The 16,845-nt window shown below is 67.1% G+C and carries 13 protein-coding genes and 3 tRNA genes; 11 read left to right on the plus strand and 5 right to left on the minus strand.

Annotation, left to right across the window (positions count from 1 at the left end):
* Positions 1 to 248 precede the first annotated feature (248 nt).
* On the minus strand, positions 249 to 2,621 hold the full coding sequence (gene ppsA / locus ACVCMG_RS01270; protein ID WP_447100229.1) for a phosphoenolpyruvate synthase: 2,373 nt from the start codon (positions 2,619 to 2,621) through the stop codon (positions 249 to 251).
* 225 nt (positions 2,622 to 2,846) lie between these two features.
* Here ppsA and ppsR point away from each other — a divergent pair, with 225 nt between their 5' ends.
* Positions 2,847 to 3,662, plus strand: coding sequence for a posphoenolpyruvate synthetase regulatory kinase/phosphorylase PpsR (ppsR, locus tag ACVCMG_RS01275; RefSeq protein ID WP_395118849.1), 816 nt, complete (start codon positions 2,847 to 2,849; stop codon positions 3,660 to 3,662).
* Between the two features lie 84 nt (positions 3,663 to 3,746).
* Positions 3,747 to 4,175, plus strand: coding sequence for a DUF1249 domain-containing protein (locus ACVCMG_RS01280; RefSeq protein WP_395121398.1), 429 nt, complete (start codon positions 3,747 to 3,749; stop codon positions 4,173 to 4,175).
* 111 nt (positions 4,176 to 4,286) lie between these two features.
* On the opposite strand, the gene ACVCMG_RS01285 is transcribed toward ACVCMG_RS01280, so the two are convergent.
* The 3 genes from ACVCMG_RS01285 to ACVCMG_RS01295 all read right to left on the minus strand — a co-directional run bounded on the left by ACVCMG_RS01285 (position 4,287) and on the right by ACVCMG_RS01295 (position 4,620).
* Positions 4,287 to 4,363, minus strand: a tRNA-Asp gene (locus ACVCMG_RS01285).
* A 36-nt stretch (positions 4,364 to 4,399) separates the two neighbouring features.
* A tRNA-Glu gene (locus ACVCMG_RS01290) sits at positions 4,400 to 4,475 on the minus strand.
* Positions 4,476 to 4,544: 69 nt separating this feature from the next.
* A tRNA-Ala gene (locus ACVCMG_RS01295) sits at positions 4,545 to 4,620 on the minus strand.
* 170 nt (positions 4,621 to 4,790) lie between these two features.
* On the opposite strand from ACVCMG_RS01295, the gene ACVCMG_RS01300 reads away from it, so the two are divergent.
* The 5 genes from ACVCMG_RS01300 (at position 4,791) to ACVCMG_RS01320 (ending at position 9,815) form a co-directional block, all read left to right on the plus strand.
* A complete protein-coding gene (locus tag ACVCMG_RS01300) occupies positions 4,791 to 6,557 on the plus strand; it encodes a cation:proton antiporter (RefSeq protein WP_395118847.1) in 1,767 nt (588 codons plus the stop codon).
* Between the two features lie 195 nt (positions 6,558 to 6,752).
* Positions 6,753 to 7,511: an FKBP-type peptidyl-prolyl cis-trans isomerase gene (locus ACVCMG_RS01305; RefSeq protein WP_395118845.1), complete on the plus strand. Its 759-nt coding sequence runs from the start codon at positions 6,753 to 6,755 to the stop codon at positions 7,509 to 7,511.
* A gap of 131 nt (positions 7,512 to 7,642) precedes the next feature.
* Entirely contained in the window at positions 7,643 to 8,983 is a 1,341-nt protein-coding gene (locus ACVCMG_RS01310) for a UDP-glucose dehydrogenase family protein (protein WP_395121397.1), read from the plus strand.
* Complete coding sequence (locus ACVCMG_RS01315; RefSeq protein WP_395118843.1) at positions 8,983 to 9,207, plus strand: SlyX family protein; 225 nt, start codon at positions 8,983 to 8,985, stop codon at positions 9,205 to 9,207. The genes ACVCMG_RS01310 and ACVCMG_RS01315 overlap by 1 nt, the downstream gene beginning before the upstream one ends.
* A 38-nt stretch (positions 9,208 to 9,245) precedes the next feature.
* The gene (locus ACVCMG_RS01320; RefSeq protein ID WP_395118841.1) at positions 9,246 to 9,815 is read left to right on the plus strand and encodes a DUF2058 domain-containing protein; all 570 of its coding nucleotides are present in this window, start codon (positions 9,246 to 9,248) and stop codon (positions 9,813 to 9,815) included.
* Positions 9,816 to 9,881: 66 nt separating this feature from the next.
* Here ACVCMG_RS01320 and ACVCMG_RS01325 read toward each other — a convergent pair whose 3' ends face one another.
* A complete protein-coding gene (locus ACVCMG_RS01325) occupies positions 9,882 to 11,939 on the minus strand; it encodes a 3-hydroxyacyl-CoA dehydrogenase NAD-binding domain-containing protein (protein WP_447114698.1) in 2,058 nt (685 codons plus the stop codon).
* Positions 11,940 to 12,224: 285 nt separating this feature from the next.
* Between ACVCMG_RS01325 and ACVCMG_RS01330 the strand changes: the two genes are divergently transcribed.
* The 4 genes from ACVCMG_RS01330 (at position 12,225) to ACVCMG_RS01345 (ending at position 16,680) form a co-directional block, all read left to right on the plus strand.
* Complete coding sequence (locus ACVCMG_RS01330; RefSeq protein ID WP_395118837.1) at positions 12,225 to 12,719, plus strand: hypothetical protein; 495 nt, start codon at positions 12,225 to 12,227, stop codon at positions 12,717 to 12,719.
* Positions 12,720 to 12,729: 10 nt separating this feature from the next.
* Complete coding sequence (locus ACVCMG_RS01335) at positions 12,730 to 15,285, plus strand: putative bifunctional diguanylate cyclase/phosphodiesterase (RefSeq protein WP_447114699.1); 2,556 nt, start codon at positions 12,730 to 12,732, stop codon at positions 15,283 to 15,285.
* 145 nt (positions 15,286 to 15,430) lie between these two features.
* A complete protein-coding gene (gene rpoE / locus ACVCMG_RS01340; RefSeq protein WP_395121396.1) occupies positions 15,431 to 16,024 on the plus strand; it encodes an RNA polymerase sigma factor RpoE in 594 nt (197 codons plus the stop codon).
* On the plus strand, positions 16,021 to 16,680 hold the full coding sequence (locus ACVCMG_RS01345; protein WP_447114700.1) for a sigma-E factor negative regulatory protein: 660 nt from the start codon (positions 16,021 to 16,023) through the stop codon (positions 16,678 to 16,680). Before rpoE ends, ACVCMG_RS01345 begins: the two co-directional genes overlap by 4 nt.
* The last annotated feature ends 165 nt before the right edge of the window (positions 16,681 to 16,845 follow it).

Raw genomic sequence — 16,845 nt, forward strand, 5'->3', positions numbered from 1 at the left:
AAACGCCCCGAAAGGGGCGTTTTGCGTATTGCACGATCCGCCCGGTTCGACGGATTCGTCCGGAACGAATACGGACAGCCGCAGGCTGGCCCCGGAGCGCGTGGCGCGGAAGGGTCTGGCCCGGACGGGACGAATAATCCCCTTGCCGAAAGGGCGTTTTGCAAGTCACGCACGTGAAAAAGGGGGCCGGTCGAGACCGGCCCCCTTGCAAACAACGCGGCATGTTTGCCGCACCGGACGCGCTGGCCTCAGCCAGCCTTCTTCTTTGCCAACCGCAACCAGGTATCGACCACGGTGTCCGGGTTCAGCGAAACCGATTCGATGCCTTGTTCCATCAGCCACTCCGCGAGGTCGGGGTGGTCGCTGGGGCCCTGGCCGCAGATGCCGATGTACTTGCCCTTGGCGCGGGCGGTCTTGATCGCCATGGCCAGCAGCTTCTTCACCGCCGGGTCGCGCTCGTCGAACAGGCCGGCGACGATGCTGGAGTCGCGGTCCAGGCCCAGGGTGAGCTGAGTGAGGTCGTTCGAGCCGATCGAGAAGCCGTCGAAGATGTCGAGGAACTCGTCGGCGAGCAGGGCGTTCGACGGGACCTCGCACATCATGATGACCTTGAGCTCGTGCTCGCCCTGCTTGAGGCCGTTCTTCGCCAGCACCTCGATCACCTTGCGGCCTTCGCCGAGCGTGCGCACGAACGGGATCATCACCCACACGTTGGAGAGACCCATCACCTCGCGCACGCGCTTCACTGCCTTGCATTCCAGCGCGAACGCCTCGGCGAAGCTGGGGTCGACGTAGCGGCTGGCGCCGCGGAAACCGATCATCGGGTTCTCTTCGTGCGGCTCGTAGCGCGAGCCGCCCAGCAGGCCGGCGTACTCGTTCGACTTGAAGTCGGACAGGCGCACGATCACCGGCTTCGGGTAGACCGAGGCGGCGATGGTGGCGATGCCTTCGGCGAGGCGATCGACGTAGAACTCGACCGGGCCGGCATAGCCGGCGATGCGCTCGTCTATCTTTGCCTTGGTTTCGGCGTCCTGCTTGGCGTATTCCAGCAGCGCCTTGGGATGCACGCCGATGTGGCTGGCGATGATCATCTCCAGCCGGGCCAGGCCGATGCCGGCGTTCGGCAGCTGGCCGAAGTCGAAGGCACGCTCCGGGTTGGCCACGTTCATCATGATCTTCAACGGCGCCTCGGGCATGTCGCCGAGATCCGCGGTGATCCGCTCGAACTTCAGGATGCCTTCGTAGATCGTGCCGGTGTCGCCTTCGGCGCAGGACACGGTGACGTCGGCGCCATCCGGAATCAGCTCCAGCGCATTGCCGGTGCCGACCACCGCCGGCACGCCCAGCTCGCGCGCGATGATCGCCGCGTGGCAGGTGCGGCCACCGCGGTTGGTGACGATGGCCGAGGCGCGCTTCATCACCGGCTCCCAGTCGGGGTCGGTCATGTCGGCGATCAGTACGTCGCCGACCTGCACCTTGTTCATGTCGCTCAGGGAGCGGATCACGCGGGCCTTGCCGGCGCCGATCTTCTGGCCGATCGAGCGGCCTTCGGCCAGCACCTTGCCTTTCTCGCTGAGGCTGAAGCGCTCCAGCTGGGTCGCATGCGAGCGCGACTTCACCGTCTCCGGGCGGGCCTGCACGATGTACAGCTTGCCGGTGTGGCCGTCTTTCGCCCACTCGATGTCCATCGGGCGGTCGTAATGTTTCTCGATGATCAGCGCCTGGCGGGCGAGTTCCTGCACGTCGTCGTCGCTGATGCAGAACTTGTGGCGCAGTTCGGCCGGAGTGTCCTCGGTCCTCACGCGCTCGCCCGGCGCGCTGGAATAGACCATGCGCAACTGCTTGGCGCCCAGGTTGCGACGAAGCACGGCCGGCTTGCCTGCGCGCAGGGTCGGCTTGAACACGTAGAACTCATCGGGATTCACCGCGCCCTGCACGACCATCTCGCCCAGACCATAGGAGCCGGTGACGAACACCACGTCGCGGAAGCCCGACTCGGTGTCCAGCGTGAACAGCACGCCGGAGGCGCCCACGTCCGAACGCACCATCAGCTGCACGCCGGCGGAGAGGAACACGTCCTCGTGCTTGTAGCCCTGATGCACGCGGTAGGCGATGGCCCGGTCGTTGTACAGCGAGGCGAAGACCTCCTTCACCTTGTGCAGCACGTCGTCGATGCCGACCACGTTGAGGAAGGTTTCCTGCTGGCCGGCGAACGAGGCGTCGGGCAGGTCCTCGGCGGTAGCAGAGGAACGAACCGCAACCGCGATGTCGTCGGCACCGGCGTCCCTGCACAGCTTGATGTAGGCCGCGCGGATCGCCTGCTCGAGTTCGGCGGGCAGGGCGGTGTCGACGATCCAGCCGCGGATTTCCTTGCCGGCCGCGACCAGGGCATCGACGTTGTCGACGTCGAGCGTGGCCAGTCGATCCTGGATGCGCCGGGCCAGCCCGCTCTTTTCCAGATACTGCTGGAACGCACTGGCGGTGGTGGCAAAGCCGCCGGGCACCGAGACACCCAGTTTGGCGAGGTTGCCGATCATTTCGCCCAGCGAAGCATTCTTGCCGCCGACCTTGCCAAGGTCAGTCATGCGCAGTTGATCGAGCCAAAGCACCAGGTCGTTCAAGGGTGTCTCCTCGGGATGGCGGAACGGGGGGGCAGGGAACCAGCGGTCGCGGGCGCGCTGCGGGAAACTGGTATTGTCCGCCGCGGATGGTGCGAAGCACAAGAAGACCAGTGCCACGCGATGTCATTCCAACCCGATACCAGTCAACGCGCGTTCAACACGGGACAGCGTTTTGCCCTTGCGCTAAGGTGCGAGCCTGCGCACTCGGCCCGGCGGAAGCTTCACATGCAGCGAACCGTGTTTTTCATTTCCGATTCCACTGGTATTACCGCCGAGACGATCGGCAACAGCATCCTGGCGCAGTTCGAGGGTGTCCGGTTCGACAAGCACCGGTTGCCGTTCACCGACAACCCGCACAAGGCCGAGTTGGCTGCACTGCGGATCAAGACCAACTACGCACAGACCGGGCAGCGTCCGGTGGTGGTCAACACCATGGCCGACCGCAACCTGTGCGACATCGTGGCTTCGAGCGGTGCGCTGATGCTGGACGTGTTCGCGCCGTTCATCGGTCCGCTGGAGGAAGAGCTGCAGACGCGCCGGTCCGGTGCGGTGAATCGCTCGCACGGCATGGTCGATTTCGACAAGTACGAGGCGCGCATCAACGCCACCAACTACGCGTTGTCGCATGACGACGGGATCGACGTGAATTACGCCGATGCCGACCTGATCCTCGTCGGCGTGTCGCGTTCGGGCAAGACGCCCACCTGCCTGTACATGGCCTTGCATTACGGCGTCAGCGCCGCCAACTATCCGTTGACCGACGAGGACCTGGAGAAACTGGAGTTGCCCGCGCGGCTGCGGCCCTACAAGGACCGCCTCTACGGGCTGACCATCGACGCGGTACGCCTGGCGCAGATTCGCGAGCAGCGCCGCTCCGGCAGCCGTTACGCCACGATCGCGCAATGCCGCTGGGAGCTGGAACAGGCCGAACGGCTGATGCGCCAGGCCGGGATACCCAGCCTCAACACCACTCACGTGTCGATCGAGGAGATCGCCAGCAAGATCTTCGACCGCTTCGGCATCGAGCGGACCATGTTCTGATTTTCATCCGGAGTTTGTGCGTTGCCCACGAGTGCCGTACTGGACCATCGAAACAGCCTGCTGCCGGGACGGTTCGAGACCCTGATGGGTCTGTATGCGGAGAACTATCACCGCCTCGCGCGGCTGTTCGCGCCGCACGAGCTTCCCGCCGGCCGCTACGTGTCGAGCGTGGACGACGGCCTGGACGTGCACCTGCAGGTGCAGGAGCACCACCCGTACACCGTCGAGCTGGAGCTCACCTACGGATTCGTCGATGCGCACACCGGCCAGCGCGCGCCCTCGGCGCAGTTGCGCATGTACACCGACGCGCATGTCGCCGAGGCGCTGCACTGCCACCCGGGCCGGCACCTGTGGCAGGTGCTGGGCCCGTTTTCCCCGGTGCACTCGGTGTTCCAGTACCGCCTGCGCATGAACCGATTCCTGGCCCGATGGCTGGAATACCTCGCCGAGCAGGGGCATTCCACCGGCACCCTGGAGCCGCAGCCGGAGTCGCACGAAGGCGGTGGGGAATAGCGGTTCTATTCAAAGCGATCCATGGCTGCGTCCTGATCTTTGCGCCCATGGATGGATGCACAAATCACCACAACAAAAAACCCGCGCCAGGCGGGTTTTCGTTTTGAATGGTGGCGGAGTGGACGGGACTCGAACCCGCGACCTCCGGCGTGACAGGCCAGCATTCTAACCAACTGAACTACCACTCCGCAGTTGCAACAGCTTCCAGCTTGCGCGGTCCAACTTGGCGTCCCCACGGGGATTCGAACCCCGGTCGCCACCGTGAAAGGGTGATGTCCTAGGCCTCTAGACGATGGGGACGTTGATTTTTCGAAAAGTCCGCACATGGATGCGCGGGTTCTCGCAAAGGACTTGCACTGAATCAAAACCTGGTGGAGCCAGGCGGGATCGAACCGCCGACCTCCTGCATGCCATGCAGGCGCTCTCCCAGCTGAGCTATGGCCCCGCCGCTGGAAGCCGAGAAGAATAGGGTGGGGTTGCTTGCCCGTCAAGCTTTTTTTCGACGCCGTTGCGCGTGCGCATCATCACATCGCGCCACGGCTGCGGCGATGCGGACGCGATCTTCGCCGACGCTCCTTTATGCTGCAGCGACGAGGGCAACGGCGAAGGAAGGCGATGCACGAAATCGGGTTCATCCGTGATCTTGCCGTGGTGATGCTGGTGGCCGGCGCCACCACGATCCTGTTTCAGCGCCTGCGTCAGCCGGTGCTGCTGGGCTACATCCTGGCTGGCGTGCTGATCGGTCCGCACACGCCCGGCGTGCTGGTCGGCGACGCGCGCGCCATCGACGACATCTCCAACCTGGGCGTGGTGCTGCTGATGTTCACGCTGGGCCTGGAATTCAGCGTGCGCAAGCTGCGCGACGTGGGTGTCGGCATGTTGCTGGTGGCGGTGGGCGAGGTCGGCCTGATGCTGTGGATCGGCTACGGCATCGGCAGCCTGTTCGGCTGGAAGGGCATGGATGCGCTGTTTCTCGGCGCGATCATTTCGCTGTCCTCGACCATGGTGGCGACGCGCACCCTGTCCGAGCTGGGCCAGCGTCAGCAGCCGTTCGCCCAACTGGTGGTGGGCCTGCTGGTGGCCGAAGACATGCTCGCCATCATCATGCTGACCCTGCTCACCGCGGTGGCCATCGGCGGCTCGGTGCAGGCGGAGGCGGCGTTCACCCTGATCGGACACCTGGGCCTGTTCGTGGTGGTCGGCATGATCCTGGGCCTGCTGCTGCTGCCGCGGCTGGTGGACTACGTGGCTGGCTTCGGTCGCGACGAAACCCTGCTGGTCAGCGTGCTGGGGATCTGTTTCGGCGCCAGCCTGGTCGCGGTGTGGATGGGGTTCAGCGTGGCGTTGGGTGCCTTCCTGGCCGGGGCGGTGGTGGCCGAGTCGCGCAGCGCCGGCCGGGTGGTCCAGCTGGTCGAGCCTTTGCGCGACATGTTCGCCGCGCTGTTCTTCGTGGCGATCGGGCTGAAGATCGACCCGGCGATGCTGTGGCAGTACGCGGTGCCGGCGCTGTTGATCGCAGGGGTGGTCGTCGTCGGCAAGACGCTGGCCTGCAGCCTCGGCGTGCTGGTGGTCGGGCACGAACCGCGCACCGCGCTGCGGGCGGGCCTCGGCATGGCGCAGATCGGCGAGTTCTCGTTCGTGATCGCCACGCTCGGCCTTTCACTGGGCGTGATCAGCGACTTCATCTATCCGGTGGCCGTCGCGGTCTCGGTGGTGTGCATGGCGTTGTCGCCGTACCTGTCGCGCTCGGGCGACCGCGTGGCCAGCGGGTTGCGGCGGGTCACGCCACGTTCCGTGCAATTGCTGGCCACCAGCTACAGCGGCTGGCTGGAACATCTCAAGCCGGTGAACGAGAACGCCACGCTGGCGGCGATCCTGCGGCGCCTGCTGTGGCACATCGCGGTGAACGTTCTGCTGGTGGTGACCCTGTTCATGGTCGGCGCCTATGTCAATGCGCATGGCTGGACCTGGTTCTCCACGGTGGGCATCGGGCGCGAGATGCGGCACACGGTGATCTGGGCCTGCGCGTTGTTCCTGTCGCTGCCGATGCTGATCGCGGTGTATCGCAAGGCCGGCGCGCTGGGCATGTTGCTGGCCGAGATCGGCATACGCGAGAGCTTTGCGCGCTCCTACACCCACGCCATCCGAAGTGTGCTGGCGCGGGTGATTCCGCTGGCCACGCTGCTGCTGCTGGGCATCCTGCTGAGCGCGCTGGGTTCGGCGATCCTGCCACCGCGCGGCATCGCCATCTTCCTGCTGGTGGTGGGGGCGGTGCTGTCGGTGGTGCTGTGGCGGGGCCTGGTGCACATGCATGCGCGGTTGCAGGCGGCGTTGAAGGAAACCCTTGACAAGCCGGAGCCGCCGGCGGACGGGGCCGATTGACAACGACGCCCCACGCGGGGGGCGGGTGCGAGGCGGCGGCCGGCATCCGTGCAACGCTGAACCTTTATGCCGTCTGACGGTCACAAGGCGCGATCGTTGCCAAGAACAGGCCGGCACCGCACAATGCGTGGCCTGCCTCCAACGCGGGGTCCGGCCGGCGATGCCGGCATTTCCATTTTCATGAGGGAGTTACAAATGAAGCACTTTCTGCGTCCCACGCTGACGGCAGTGGCAATGGCCGTTGCGCTGGGCATGACGGCGGGCGCATTTGCCCAGGCCGCCAAGACTGGCGCCGCCGCCCCCGTCGACAAGGCCAAGGCCAGCTACGTATTCGGTTATTACAAGATGGGCGAGAGCGTGCCGCCGATCCTGCGCGACGAGATGGACCCCGCCGCCGTGGCACGTGGCGTGCAGGCCGCGCTGTCGGGCCAGAAGTCGACCGTCAGCGAGGCCGAGGCCAAGCAGGTCTACGAGGCCTTCATGACCAAGGTGCAGGCCAAGTTCGAGGCCGAGCGCGCCCAGGAGGCAGCCAAGAACAAGGCGGAAGGCGACGCCTTCTTCGCCAAGAACAAGACCGCCCCTGGCGTGAAGACCACGGCTTCCGGCCTGCAGTACAAGGTGATCACCGCCGGCACCGGCGCCCGCCCGGGCCCGAACGACACCGTGGAGATCAACTACACCGGCTCGTTCCTGGACGGCCAGGTGTTCGACGCCTCCGCCAAGCATGGTCCGAAGCCGGCCTCGATCCCGGTCGCCAACGTGATCCCGGGCTTCCGCGAAGGCCTGCAGCTGATGCAGGTGGGTGGACACTACAAGTTGTTCATTCCCGCGTCGCTGGCCTATGGTGCCGAGCCGCAGCCGCCCATGCCGCCCAATGCCACGCTGATCTTCGACGTGACCCTGGTCAAGACGGGCCCGACGCCGGCAGCTCCCAGCGGTTCCGACGGGCAGTAACCGACGGTTCGCCAGCAGGTTCGCCGAAGGGGCGCGAAGCGATTCGCGCCCCTTCTTTTTGCGCCGTGTGTCGCTGTCGGACGGCGCGGTTAGAATAGGCGGTTCACTTTCCAGGAAAACCCTCAACGATGATGAAGGTAACGATCTTTGGTACCGGCTACGTCGGACTGGTTACCGGTGCCTGTCTGGCCGAGATGGGCAATCACGTGGTCTGCGTCGATATCGACGCAGGCAAGGTCGAGCGGCTGAAGCGCGGCGAGATCCCGATCTACGAGCCGGGCCTGGAATCGATCGTGCAGAGCAACCATGCCAGTGGCCGGCTCGACTTCACCACCGAGGCGGCGCCGGCGATCGCCCACGGTGAATTGATCTTCATCGCCGTCGGCACGCCGCCGGACGAGGACGGCAGCGCCGACCTGCAGTACGTGCAGAAGGTGGCCAGCACGATCGGCCATCACCTGCAGCGTTACGCCGTGGTGGTGAACAAGTCGACCGTGCCGGTGGGTACCGCCGATCGCGTGCGCGAAGCCGTCGCGGCCGAGCTGGCGGCGCGCCAGGCCACGGTGGAATTCGACGTGGTGTCGAACCCGGAGTTCCTGAAGGAGGGCGCGGCGGTGGAAGACTGCCTGCGCCCCGACCGCATCGTCGTGGGTGCTTCCAGCACGCGCGCGGTTGCCCTGCTGCGCAAGCTGTACGCGCCGTTCAACCGGAATCACGACCGCATGGTGGTGATGGACGAGCGCTCGGCCGAGCTGACCAAGTACGCCGCCAACGCGATGCTGGCGACCAAGATCAGTTTCATGAACGAGATCGCGAACATCGCCGAGCGGGTGGGCGCCGACGTGGAACTGGTGCGCCAGGGCATCGGCTCGGACCCGCGCATCGGCTACAGCTTCATCTACCCGGGCGCCGGTTACGGCGGCTCGTGCTTTCCCAAGGACGTGCAGGCGCTGGAACGCACCGCGCACGCACATGGCTACGAGGCCCGCCTGCTCGGTGCGGTCGAGGCGGTCAACCGGCAGCAGAAGGGCAAGTTGTTCGAGCTGATCTCGCGGCATTTCGACGGCCAGCTGGGCGGCCGCACGATCGCGCTGTGGGGCTTGGCGTTCAAACCGAATACCGACGACATGCGCGAGGCTTCCAGCCGACGCCTGATGGAACAACTGTGGGGCGCCGGCGCGAAGGTGCGCGCGTTCGACCCGGAAGCGCGCGAGGAAGCCCGGCGGCTGTATGGCGAACGTGCCGATCTGGTGCTTTGCGAGCACGCCGCGGCTGCCCTGCAGGGCGCCGACGTGCTGGCCGTGGTCACCGAGTGGAAGGCCTTCCGCAGCCCCGATTTTGCGGCGATCCGTGCCGCGCTGGCGGTCCCGGCGATCTTCGACGGCCGCAACCTGTACGACCCGGCCGTGGTGGAGGAGGCGGGTCTGGCCTATTACGGCATCGGCCGTGGCCGCAGCCTGCAGTTGTCGTGATGAACAGTTCGAACGACGTGCTCGCCCGCCGGCTCGACGAGATGGAGATCAAGCTGACCTTCATCGACGAGGCGGTGCAGGCGCTGACCACGGCGGACGCCGACCAGTCGCAGCGGATCGCTGCGCTGGAACGCGCCCTGCGCGACCTGCGCGGCGAGGTGGCGTCGATGCGCATCGCGCAGGGTGACGATCCGCACGATGAACCGCCGCCGCCGCATTACTGACCCGGACCCCTCCCACCTGCCGATCACGGAATGCCCGCATGGCCGATTCCCTGCGCGATCAGCTGCTCAAGAGCGGCATCGTCAAACAAGTGCAGCAGGACCGCGCGCACGAACCGAAGCGCCCGACGCCTGCGTCGCCCGGCAAGCCCGCACGCAAGGGCGGCAAGCCGCATGCGGCGCGGCCGTCGGGACAGAGCCAGCAGGACATCGACCTGGCCAAGGCATACGCGCTGCGTGCCCGGACTGAAGCCCGCGAGCGCCAGCGGATCGAGCGCGAGGCGGCCGAGCAAGCCCGGCTGCGGCGTGAGCGCAAGCTGCGCATCCAGCAACTGCTGGATGGCCAGGCGTTGAACAAGGCCGATGCCGACCAGGTGCGCAACTTCGAATACGCCGGCAAGATCCGCCGCATCCATGTCGACGCAACCCAGCTGGCGGCACTCAACGCCGGCGAACTGGGCGTGGTGCAGCATGCCGGTCGCTACCTGCTGGTCAGCCGCGACACGGCCGAGCAACTGCGCGAACTGGACGCCAACCACGTCGCCTTGCTGGTGGCGCCGGGCACCGCCGGCACGGATGACGACGGCGTACCCGACGATCTCATGTGGTGAGGTCGAAGTAGGGCGGGCACCGCCGCCTCACGAAGCAAGCGCGGCGGGCACCGCCCGCCGCGCGATTCAGCGGTCCGGCGCTTGCGTCAACGCCGGATGGTCCCAGCCATGCTTGGGCTTGAAGCGGTCGCCATGGCGGCGGGCCAACTGCTCCAGCTTCGCCTTCAGCGTGTCGGCGCCTTCGCTGCGCACGTACTGGATCGGGCCGCCACGGAAGGGTGCGAATCCGGTGCCGAAGATCACGCCTGCATCCAGCAGATCGGCGTCGTCGACCACGCCGTCGGCCAGGCAGGCCACCGCCTCGTTGACCATCGACAGGATCATTCGATCCTGCAGGTCCGGCGGTGTCACGTAGTCGTTGTCCACTTCGGGCTTCTGCGGCTTGCCGTCCTGCCACACGTACAGTCCCTGGCCGTCCTTCTTGCCGCGCTTGCCGGCGGCGAGCCGTTCGTCCATGCCGGGCGGCAGCTCCAGGCCGAGGAAAGGCGCCAACTCCTTGCCCACCGAGGCGCAGACGTCCAGACCGATCGTGTCGGCCAGTTCGATCGGCCCCATCGGCATGCCGAACTTCTTCGCCTCGCGATCGAGCACCGCCCCGGGCACGCCCTCGCTGTACAGTCGCATGGCTTCGAGCAGGTACGGGACCAGGATGCGGTTGACCAGGAAGCCCGGCGTGCCCTTGACCGCGACCGGCAGCTTGCCGATCGCCTTGCAGAACGCCAGCGCGCGTTTCTCGATGGCCGGGTCGAGCCGGTCGTGGCGCACGACCTCCACCAGCGGCATCTGCGCCACCGGGTTGAAGAAATGCAGGCCGAGGAAGTCTGCCGGACGAGCGAGCTTGCCGCGCAGTTCGTCCAGCGGAATGCTGGAGGTGTTGCTGGCCAGGATTGCCCCGTCCTTGAGCTGCGGCTCGATGGCGGCGTACAGCGCCTCTTTCGCCTCGGCATTCTCGTAGATCGCCTCGATCGCCAGATCCGCCTGGGCGACGCCCTTGCCGTCGACGTCGGCGCGCAGCCGCTGCACTGCCGCGTCGATCTTCTCCGGGGTCTTGAGCTTTTTCTCGTACAGCGCGCGTGCGCGATCCAGCGCCGGCTGGATGTACTTCATCTCGCGGTCCTGCAGGGTCACGTCCATGCCTTTCAGTGCCACCCAGGCGGCGATGTCGCCGCCCATCACGCCGGCACCCACGACGTGCACGCGGTTGATGGCCGCATCGACGCCGCCGCCCTGGCCCTTCAGCCGCTCCTGCAGGAAGAAGATGCGGATCAGGTTCTGCGCGGTGGGTGTCTGCGCCAGCCGCGCCACCGAGTCGGCTTCGATCTTCAAGCGCTGGCCGATGTCGCTGCCGCCGCGCTTCCACACGTCGATCAGGGCGAACGGCGCCGGATAGTGCTCGCGACGTACCTTGGCCGCCGTCTGCTTGACCATGATCGGCGCCAGGATCTGTCGCCCCAGCCAGCTGTTGCTGGCCCACGCCTTGGCGCGACGCGCGAACGGTCGCGACGGCGCGCGTCGCAGCAGCAGGCGCGCCTCGGCCAGCAGCTCCTGCGGGCGTGCGAGGTGATCGACCACGCCCAGCGCGAGTGCGCGCCGCGCCGAGAGCGGCTTGCCGGTGAGCATCACCGGCATCGCCTCGGCCGCACCGATCAGGCGTGGCAGGCGGGCCGTGCCGCCCCAGCCGGGGTGGATGCCAAGCATCACCTCGGGCAGGGCGATGCGGGTACTGTCCTCGTCGGCCGCCACGCGCAGACGGCACGCCAGGATCAATTCGGTGCCGCCGCCCATGCAGGGACCGTGCACCGCGGCCACGGTGGGGCAGGCGAGCCGGGCCAGTGCTTCGTACACGCGCTGGCCGTGCTCGATGTTCTCGCGCACGGTGTCCTGGCGCGCGTATTCCACGAACTCGCGGATGTCCGCGCCCACCGCAAAGCCCGCGGACTTGCCCGAATGGATGATGACGCCGGCGGGCATGTCGATCGCCAGCCGCTCGACGATCTGATCCAGCTCGTCCAGCACGGCACGATTGATCGCATTGACGCTGCTGCCGGCGCGGTCGAGCGTCAGCGTCACCAGGCCATCGTCCTCGTGGGTCCGCCAGTGGTTGAATCGCAATCCTTCGAACATGGGGGTCGGCACATGGTGGAGGAGGCCTGAACCATACCGTTCCGTGGTCGCGATTGCGAGATGTGACGCGTGCGCTTGACCCGCTGGTGACAGCGGTGTGAAATCGGACCGTTGCGGACGGTATCCGCCGAAACCAGTCGCACGCGCGGGTGCTCCCGGGCGATTCCCGCAGGTGCGATTGGCTAACTGAACCGGGTCGACGAGGGTCGATCGGTTCCCGGCCATTCGAAGGCATCCGCGCTCGCCGCGGGTCCGGATTCAGCACCTGCCGCAGGACGAAACCAGATGACCATCGCCATGGCCTCCGCCGTACCCCAGGCTGGCGCCGAGATATTCGAACGCATCCTGACCGCGCCCAGTGGCCTGGTCGTGTTGCAAAGCAAGGACGCCGAAGCGCTGATCGAACAGGTGCGCGTGCTGGCCAGGCACAGCGGCCAGGCGGTATACCTGTGGCAGCCGGACACCGGGCTGGGCAGCCTGCGCGAGGCCCATGCCCGGGTGCCGGACTGCGAGCGGCTCGGCAATGCGTTGCGTTACATGCAGCAGAGCATGCATTTCGGCGTCTATTTCCTGCGCGGGGTGGAGCTGCCCCTGTCGGCGGTGGATGCAGCCATGCTGCGCCAGTTGGCGCGGGCGCCCAAGGGCCACCTGCGCCGCGTGGTGCTGGTCGATGCGCCGCAGGCGCTGGTGGCCCACCTGGGCGACCTCGCCGCCCAGGTCAGTACCGAAGACGGCAAGCCGCGCCAGCTGCGCCTGCGCGATGGTCGCTGGCTGACATGAGGCCGCGCACATGAATGCCGGCATTCTGCTGGTAGCTGCCCAGCGCGACCTGCGCCGGGCGCTGTTCGACGCGCTCGATCGTGCCGGCTACGCGCGGCTGCATTCGGCGCGCGACATTTCCCACGCGGCGATCCTGCTGGAGGGCAATGCCGCGCAGGAACCGCTGCAGTTGATGGTGCTGGTGCTGGATGGCGACGAAACCCAGGCCTGCGCCGCTTGCGAGCAATTGCGCCGGCTGCCGGGCGCCGCCGATGCGCCGCTGATCGTGGTGCTGGCCGATGGCGCGCCGTGCAGCCCGGCCGACCTGCCGCCGGGGATCGCCGACTGGCTTTGCGCCGGACAGATTGCCACCGAACTGGTCGCGCGCTGGCAGCGCCTGCCGGTCACCGCAGCCGGTGGCCCGGTCCCGACGGTTTGGGGTGCGGCCGGCGATTGGCGATGGGCCTTCGAGGAAAGCGGCAGCGAATGGTTGATGGTCGACCTGCAGAGCCAGTGCCTGCTCGAAGTCAGTCCCGGCGTGATCCGGCACAGTCGCCTGCCTGCCAGCGAGTGGGCCGGGCTGGCGCTGGCCGAGGCGGTACAGCTCGAGGGCGACACGTCGGCCACCATTTTCAACGACGCGGATCGCCGCTGGCATCCGGCCCGGCGCAAGTCGTCGCTGGGTTACGACACCGGTCAGGTGAACGTGCGGCGGGTCGAGCAGGGCGGCAGCGCGGCTCTGGCGCTGCAGTTTCGCAGCGATCGCGCCGACCTGCGGCCGGAGGCGGCGTTGTCGCTGTTGTCGCGCCTGTTCGCCTCAAGCAGCGGCGTCGACGCGCAGTCCGCCTGCGCGCAACTGCTGTTCGACGAGCTGGCGCTGGACTATCTGGCCGTGTGGTCGGTCCGTCCGGAAACGGCCGACGCCCCCGCCCAGGTCCTGCAACTGAGCCGCGAGGAACACGCGCAGTGGCCGCCGGGCTACCTGCAGAGTTCGCTGCAACTGGTGCTGGGCGGGCAGGCGATGCGGTACCAGAGCGACGCCGGCAAGCTGGCGGCGGTCGACCCGCTGCTGCAGCAGCTGGATCTGGCCGGCTTCGTCGGCTTGCCGATGTACGACGAGCGGCACAGCGTGCTCGGCGCCGTGCTCGCCGGCAGCCGCCGCGGTTTCGCCGAGATGGCGGTGGTCGAGCCGGTGCTGCGTTGCGCGGCGGCGCGTTTCGCCCGCACGCTGGAGCTGCAGCGCACCCGCGAACAGGGTCGCGCCGAGGGCCTGGTCGATGCCTTGACCGGGTTGCCCAACCGGTTGCTGTTCAACGACCGGCTGGAGGCGATCCTGCGCGAGGCGATCCGCAACGGCGAGTGCTTTGCCCTGCTGTTCGTCGACCTGGACCGGTTCAAGGCCATCAACGATACCTACGGCCACGCCACCGGCGACCGGGTGTTGCGCACTGTCACCCAGCGGTTGCGCGGCAGCATCCGCGCCTCCGACACCGTGGCGCGTTATGCCGGCGACGAGTTCACCATCGTGCTGCGCCACATCGTCAAGAACGACGACGTGCTGCGCGTGGCCGAGAAGATCGTGCAGATGATGGAGTCGCCGATCTTCCTGGAAGACGGCGTGGAGCTGCAGGTCACCGTGTCGATGGGCGTGAGCTTTTTCCCCGACGACGCCAACGACGCCGATACCCTGCTCAAGCATGCGGACGAGGCGATGTATTCGGCCAAGCACAAGGGCCGCAACAACTTCCAGATCTACGAGGTCAGTCCGGAGTACGCGCGCCAGCACGGCATGGCGCTGAAGACGCGCCTGCGCCACGCCGAAGGCAACGGCGAGTTGCGCGTGGTCTATCAGCCCCAGGTCAATGCCGAGACCGAGGACATCGTGGGCATGGAGGCGCTGGTGCGCTGGGAGCACCCCGAGCTGGGCATGATCAGCCCCGCCGTGTTCATTCCGCTGGCCGAGGAGACCGGGCTGATCGTGTCGATCGGCGAATGGGTGATGCACACCGCTTGCCGCCAGGCGCGCGAGTGGGAGCAGCGCTACGGCTTGCGCCTGCGCCTGGGCGTCAACCTGTCGGCCGTGCAGTTGATGGAGCCGCAGTTGCTGGAGATGGTGGCGCGCGCGCTGCGCGAGACCGGGCTCGATCCCACCCTGCTGGAAATGGAGATCACCGAGAGCATCAGCATCAAGGCGGCGCCGAACCTGGTGGAGAACCTCAATGCGCTGCACCGGCTCGGCTGTCACATCGCGATCGACGATTTCGGCACCGGCGCCGCCTCGCTGGACTACCTGCGCCGGCTGCCCGCCGACCGCATCAAGGTGGACCAGAGCTTCGTGCGCAATATCGGCGTGGACCCGGACGACGAGGCGATCGTGCGGGCCACCATCGAGATGGCCCACCGGCTGAACCGTGCGGTGGTGGCCGAGGGCGTGGAGACCGAGCAGCACCTGCAATTCCTGCGCGACCACCATTGCGACGAGCTGCAGGGCTACCTGTTCTGCCGGCCGTTGCAGCCGATCAGCTTCGAGAAGATGCTGGCCGAGCGCCAGCGCCTGCTGGGCGTGCGGCAGGCCGAACCGGCTTGAGCGGTCCGCAGGCGGCCCCATAACGGGAGCTGGCGCGACGATTGGCTAAACTGAACTCGGTGGGCCGCTCGTGGTCTGAGCGCCGGGTTCAGCTCACCCCAGGCACCCTCAGCGGATGACGGCATTGACGATGGACACGGCCCGCATGGGCGAAAACGAACTGGACCGCGCGCTGGTCGAGCGGGTCCAGCAGGGGGACAAGCGCGCCTTCGACCTGCTGGTGCGCAAGTACCAGCACAAGCTGATCGGGCTGATTTCGCGTTACGTGCGCAGCCATGCCGAGTGCGAGGACATCGCGCAGGAGTCCTTCATCCGCGCCTGGCGCGCGATCGGATCGTTCCGTGGCGACAGCGCGTTCTACACCTGGCTGTACAAGATCGCGGTCAACACCGCCAAGAACCACCTGGTGGCGATGGGGCGACGGCCGCCCTCCGGCGACGTCGACGCGGACGAAGCCGAGTTCATGGCCGGGGCCGAGCGCATGCACGACAGCGCCACCCCCGAGCACGAATTGATGCGCCAGGAAATTGAACAATCGGTGTTTTCCACTGTCCAAGCCCTGCCCGAGGAACTGCGGACCGCCATCACCCTGCGTGAAGTGGATGGCCTCAGTTACGATGAAATCGCCGAAGCGATGGGCTGTCCGATCGGTACGGTGCGTTCGCGCATCTTCCGGGCGCGTGAGGCGATCGACGAAAAGCTGCGGCCGCTGCTGTCTGGCCGCGAGGATCCGACATGAACCAGGCACAGACCCACCAGGACGCCCTCGAGAATCTCTCGGCCAGCATGGACGGCGAATTGCCTGTCGAGCAGTTGCGTTTCCTGTTGCGCCGACTCGATCACGATGAAGCCTTGCGCCAGGCATGGTCGGGCTACCACTTTGCCCGCGACGGCCTGCGCCGCGAGATCACCCTGCGCGCCTCCGGCGGCTTCGCCGCGCGGGTGATGCTGGCGATCGAGCAGGAGACGGTGGCCGCCGCGGCGCCGTCGCGACGGCACGCCTGGTTGCGCTGGTCCGGCGGTGGCGTGATCGCCGCCAGCGTGGCCGCCGCGGCGTTGATGATCAGCCAGCCGGCGGGCAATGCCGGCCGCGTGGACTCCGCCGTGGTGGCGGGGACCAGCCAGGTGACCTTGTCGACGCCGGCGAGCACGCCGGCAGCACCGCCTTCGGTGCCGCCATGGCTCAGCGGCAACGCCGCCGGCCTGCTCAGCCAGCAGGCTTCGGCTACCCTGGGCGCGCCGCTGGACGACGGCCAGTCGCGTGATGCGCGGCGGATGTCGACCTACCCGGCGATGCATCGTTATCGCACCCTGGACAACAACGACGGCAGCTATCTGCTGCTGCTCGACCCGGCACCGGATGCCTCGCACCAGGCCGCTGCCGGCCGGCGCTGAGATTGTCGGGCGAGTGATGGTTCGCGGCAAATCCTGTTGATGCGGATGTCCCCTCGGCGCCTGTGCCGAAGGTGTTGTGCGGCCGCTCGACTGTGCCGCGGCCCGCTTGCCGTGTCGTCATTGATCGCCGGTTCGCGCCGGCTGCAGTTCAAACCCAAGGAGGAG

It is taken from the genome of Rhodanobacter sp. UC4451_H18, from assembly GCF_052978225.1.

Coding starts and splice junctions, on each gene's coding strand:
- ppsR (WP_395118849.1), top strand. CDS start 2,847: ATGCAGCGAACCGTGTTTTTCATTTCCGATTCCACTGGTATTACCGCC.
- ACVCMG_RS01280 (WP_395121398.1), top strand. CDS start 3,747: ATGGGTCTGTATGCGGAGAACTATCACCGCCTCGCGCGGCTGTTCGCG.
- ACVCMG_RS01300 (WP_395118847.1), top strand. CDS start 4,791: ATGCACGAAATCGGGTTCATCCGTGATCTTGCCGTGGTGATGCTGGTG.
- ACVCMG_RS01305 (WP_395118845.1), top strand. CDS start 6,753: ATGAAGCACTTTCTGCGTCCCACGCTGACGGCAGTGGCAATGGCCGTT.
- ACVCMG_RS01310 (WP_395121397.1), top strand. CDS start 7,643: ATGAAGGTAACGATCTTTGGTACCGGCTACGTCGGACTGGTTACCGGT.
- ACVCMG_RS01315 (WP_395118843.1), top strand. CDS start 8,983: ATGAACAGTTCGAACGACGTGCTCGCCCGCCGGCTCGACGAGATGGAG.
- ACVCMG_RS01320 (WP_395118841.1), top strand. CDS start 9,246: ATGGCCGATTCCCTGCGCGATCAGCTGCTCAAGAGCGGCATCGTCAAA.
- ACVCMG_RS01325 (WP_447114698.1), bottom strand. CDS start 11,939: ATGTTCGAAGGATTGCGATTCAACCACTGGCGGACCCACGAGGACGAT.
- ACVCMG_RS01330 (WP_395118837.1), top strand. CDS start 12,225: ATGACCATCGCCATGGCCTCCGCCGTACCCCAGGCTGGCGCCGAGATA.
- ACVCMG_RS01335 (WP_447114699.1), top strand. CDS start 12,730: ATGAATGCCGGCATTCTGCTGGTAGCTGCCCAGCGCGACCTGCGCCGG.
- rpoE (WP_395121396.1), top strand. CDS start 15,431: ATGGGCGAAAACGAACTGGACCGCGCGCTGGTCGAGCGGGTCCAGCAG.
- ACVCMG_RS01345 (WP_447114700.1), top strand. CDS start 16,021: ATGAACCAGGCACAGACCCACCAGGACGCCCTCGAGAATCTCTCGGCC.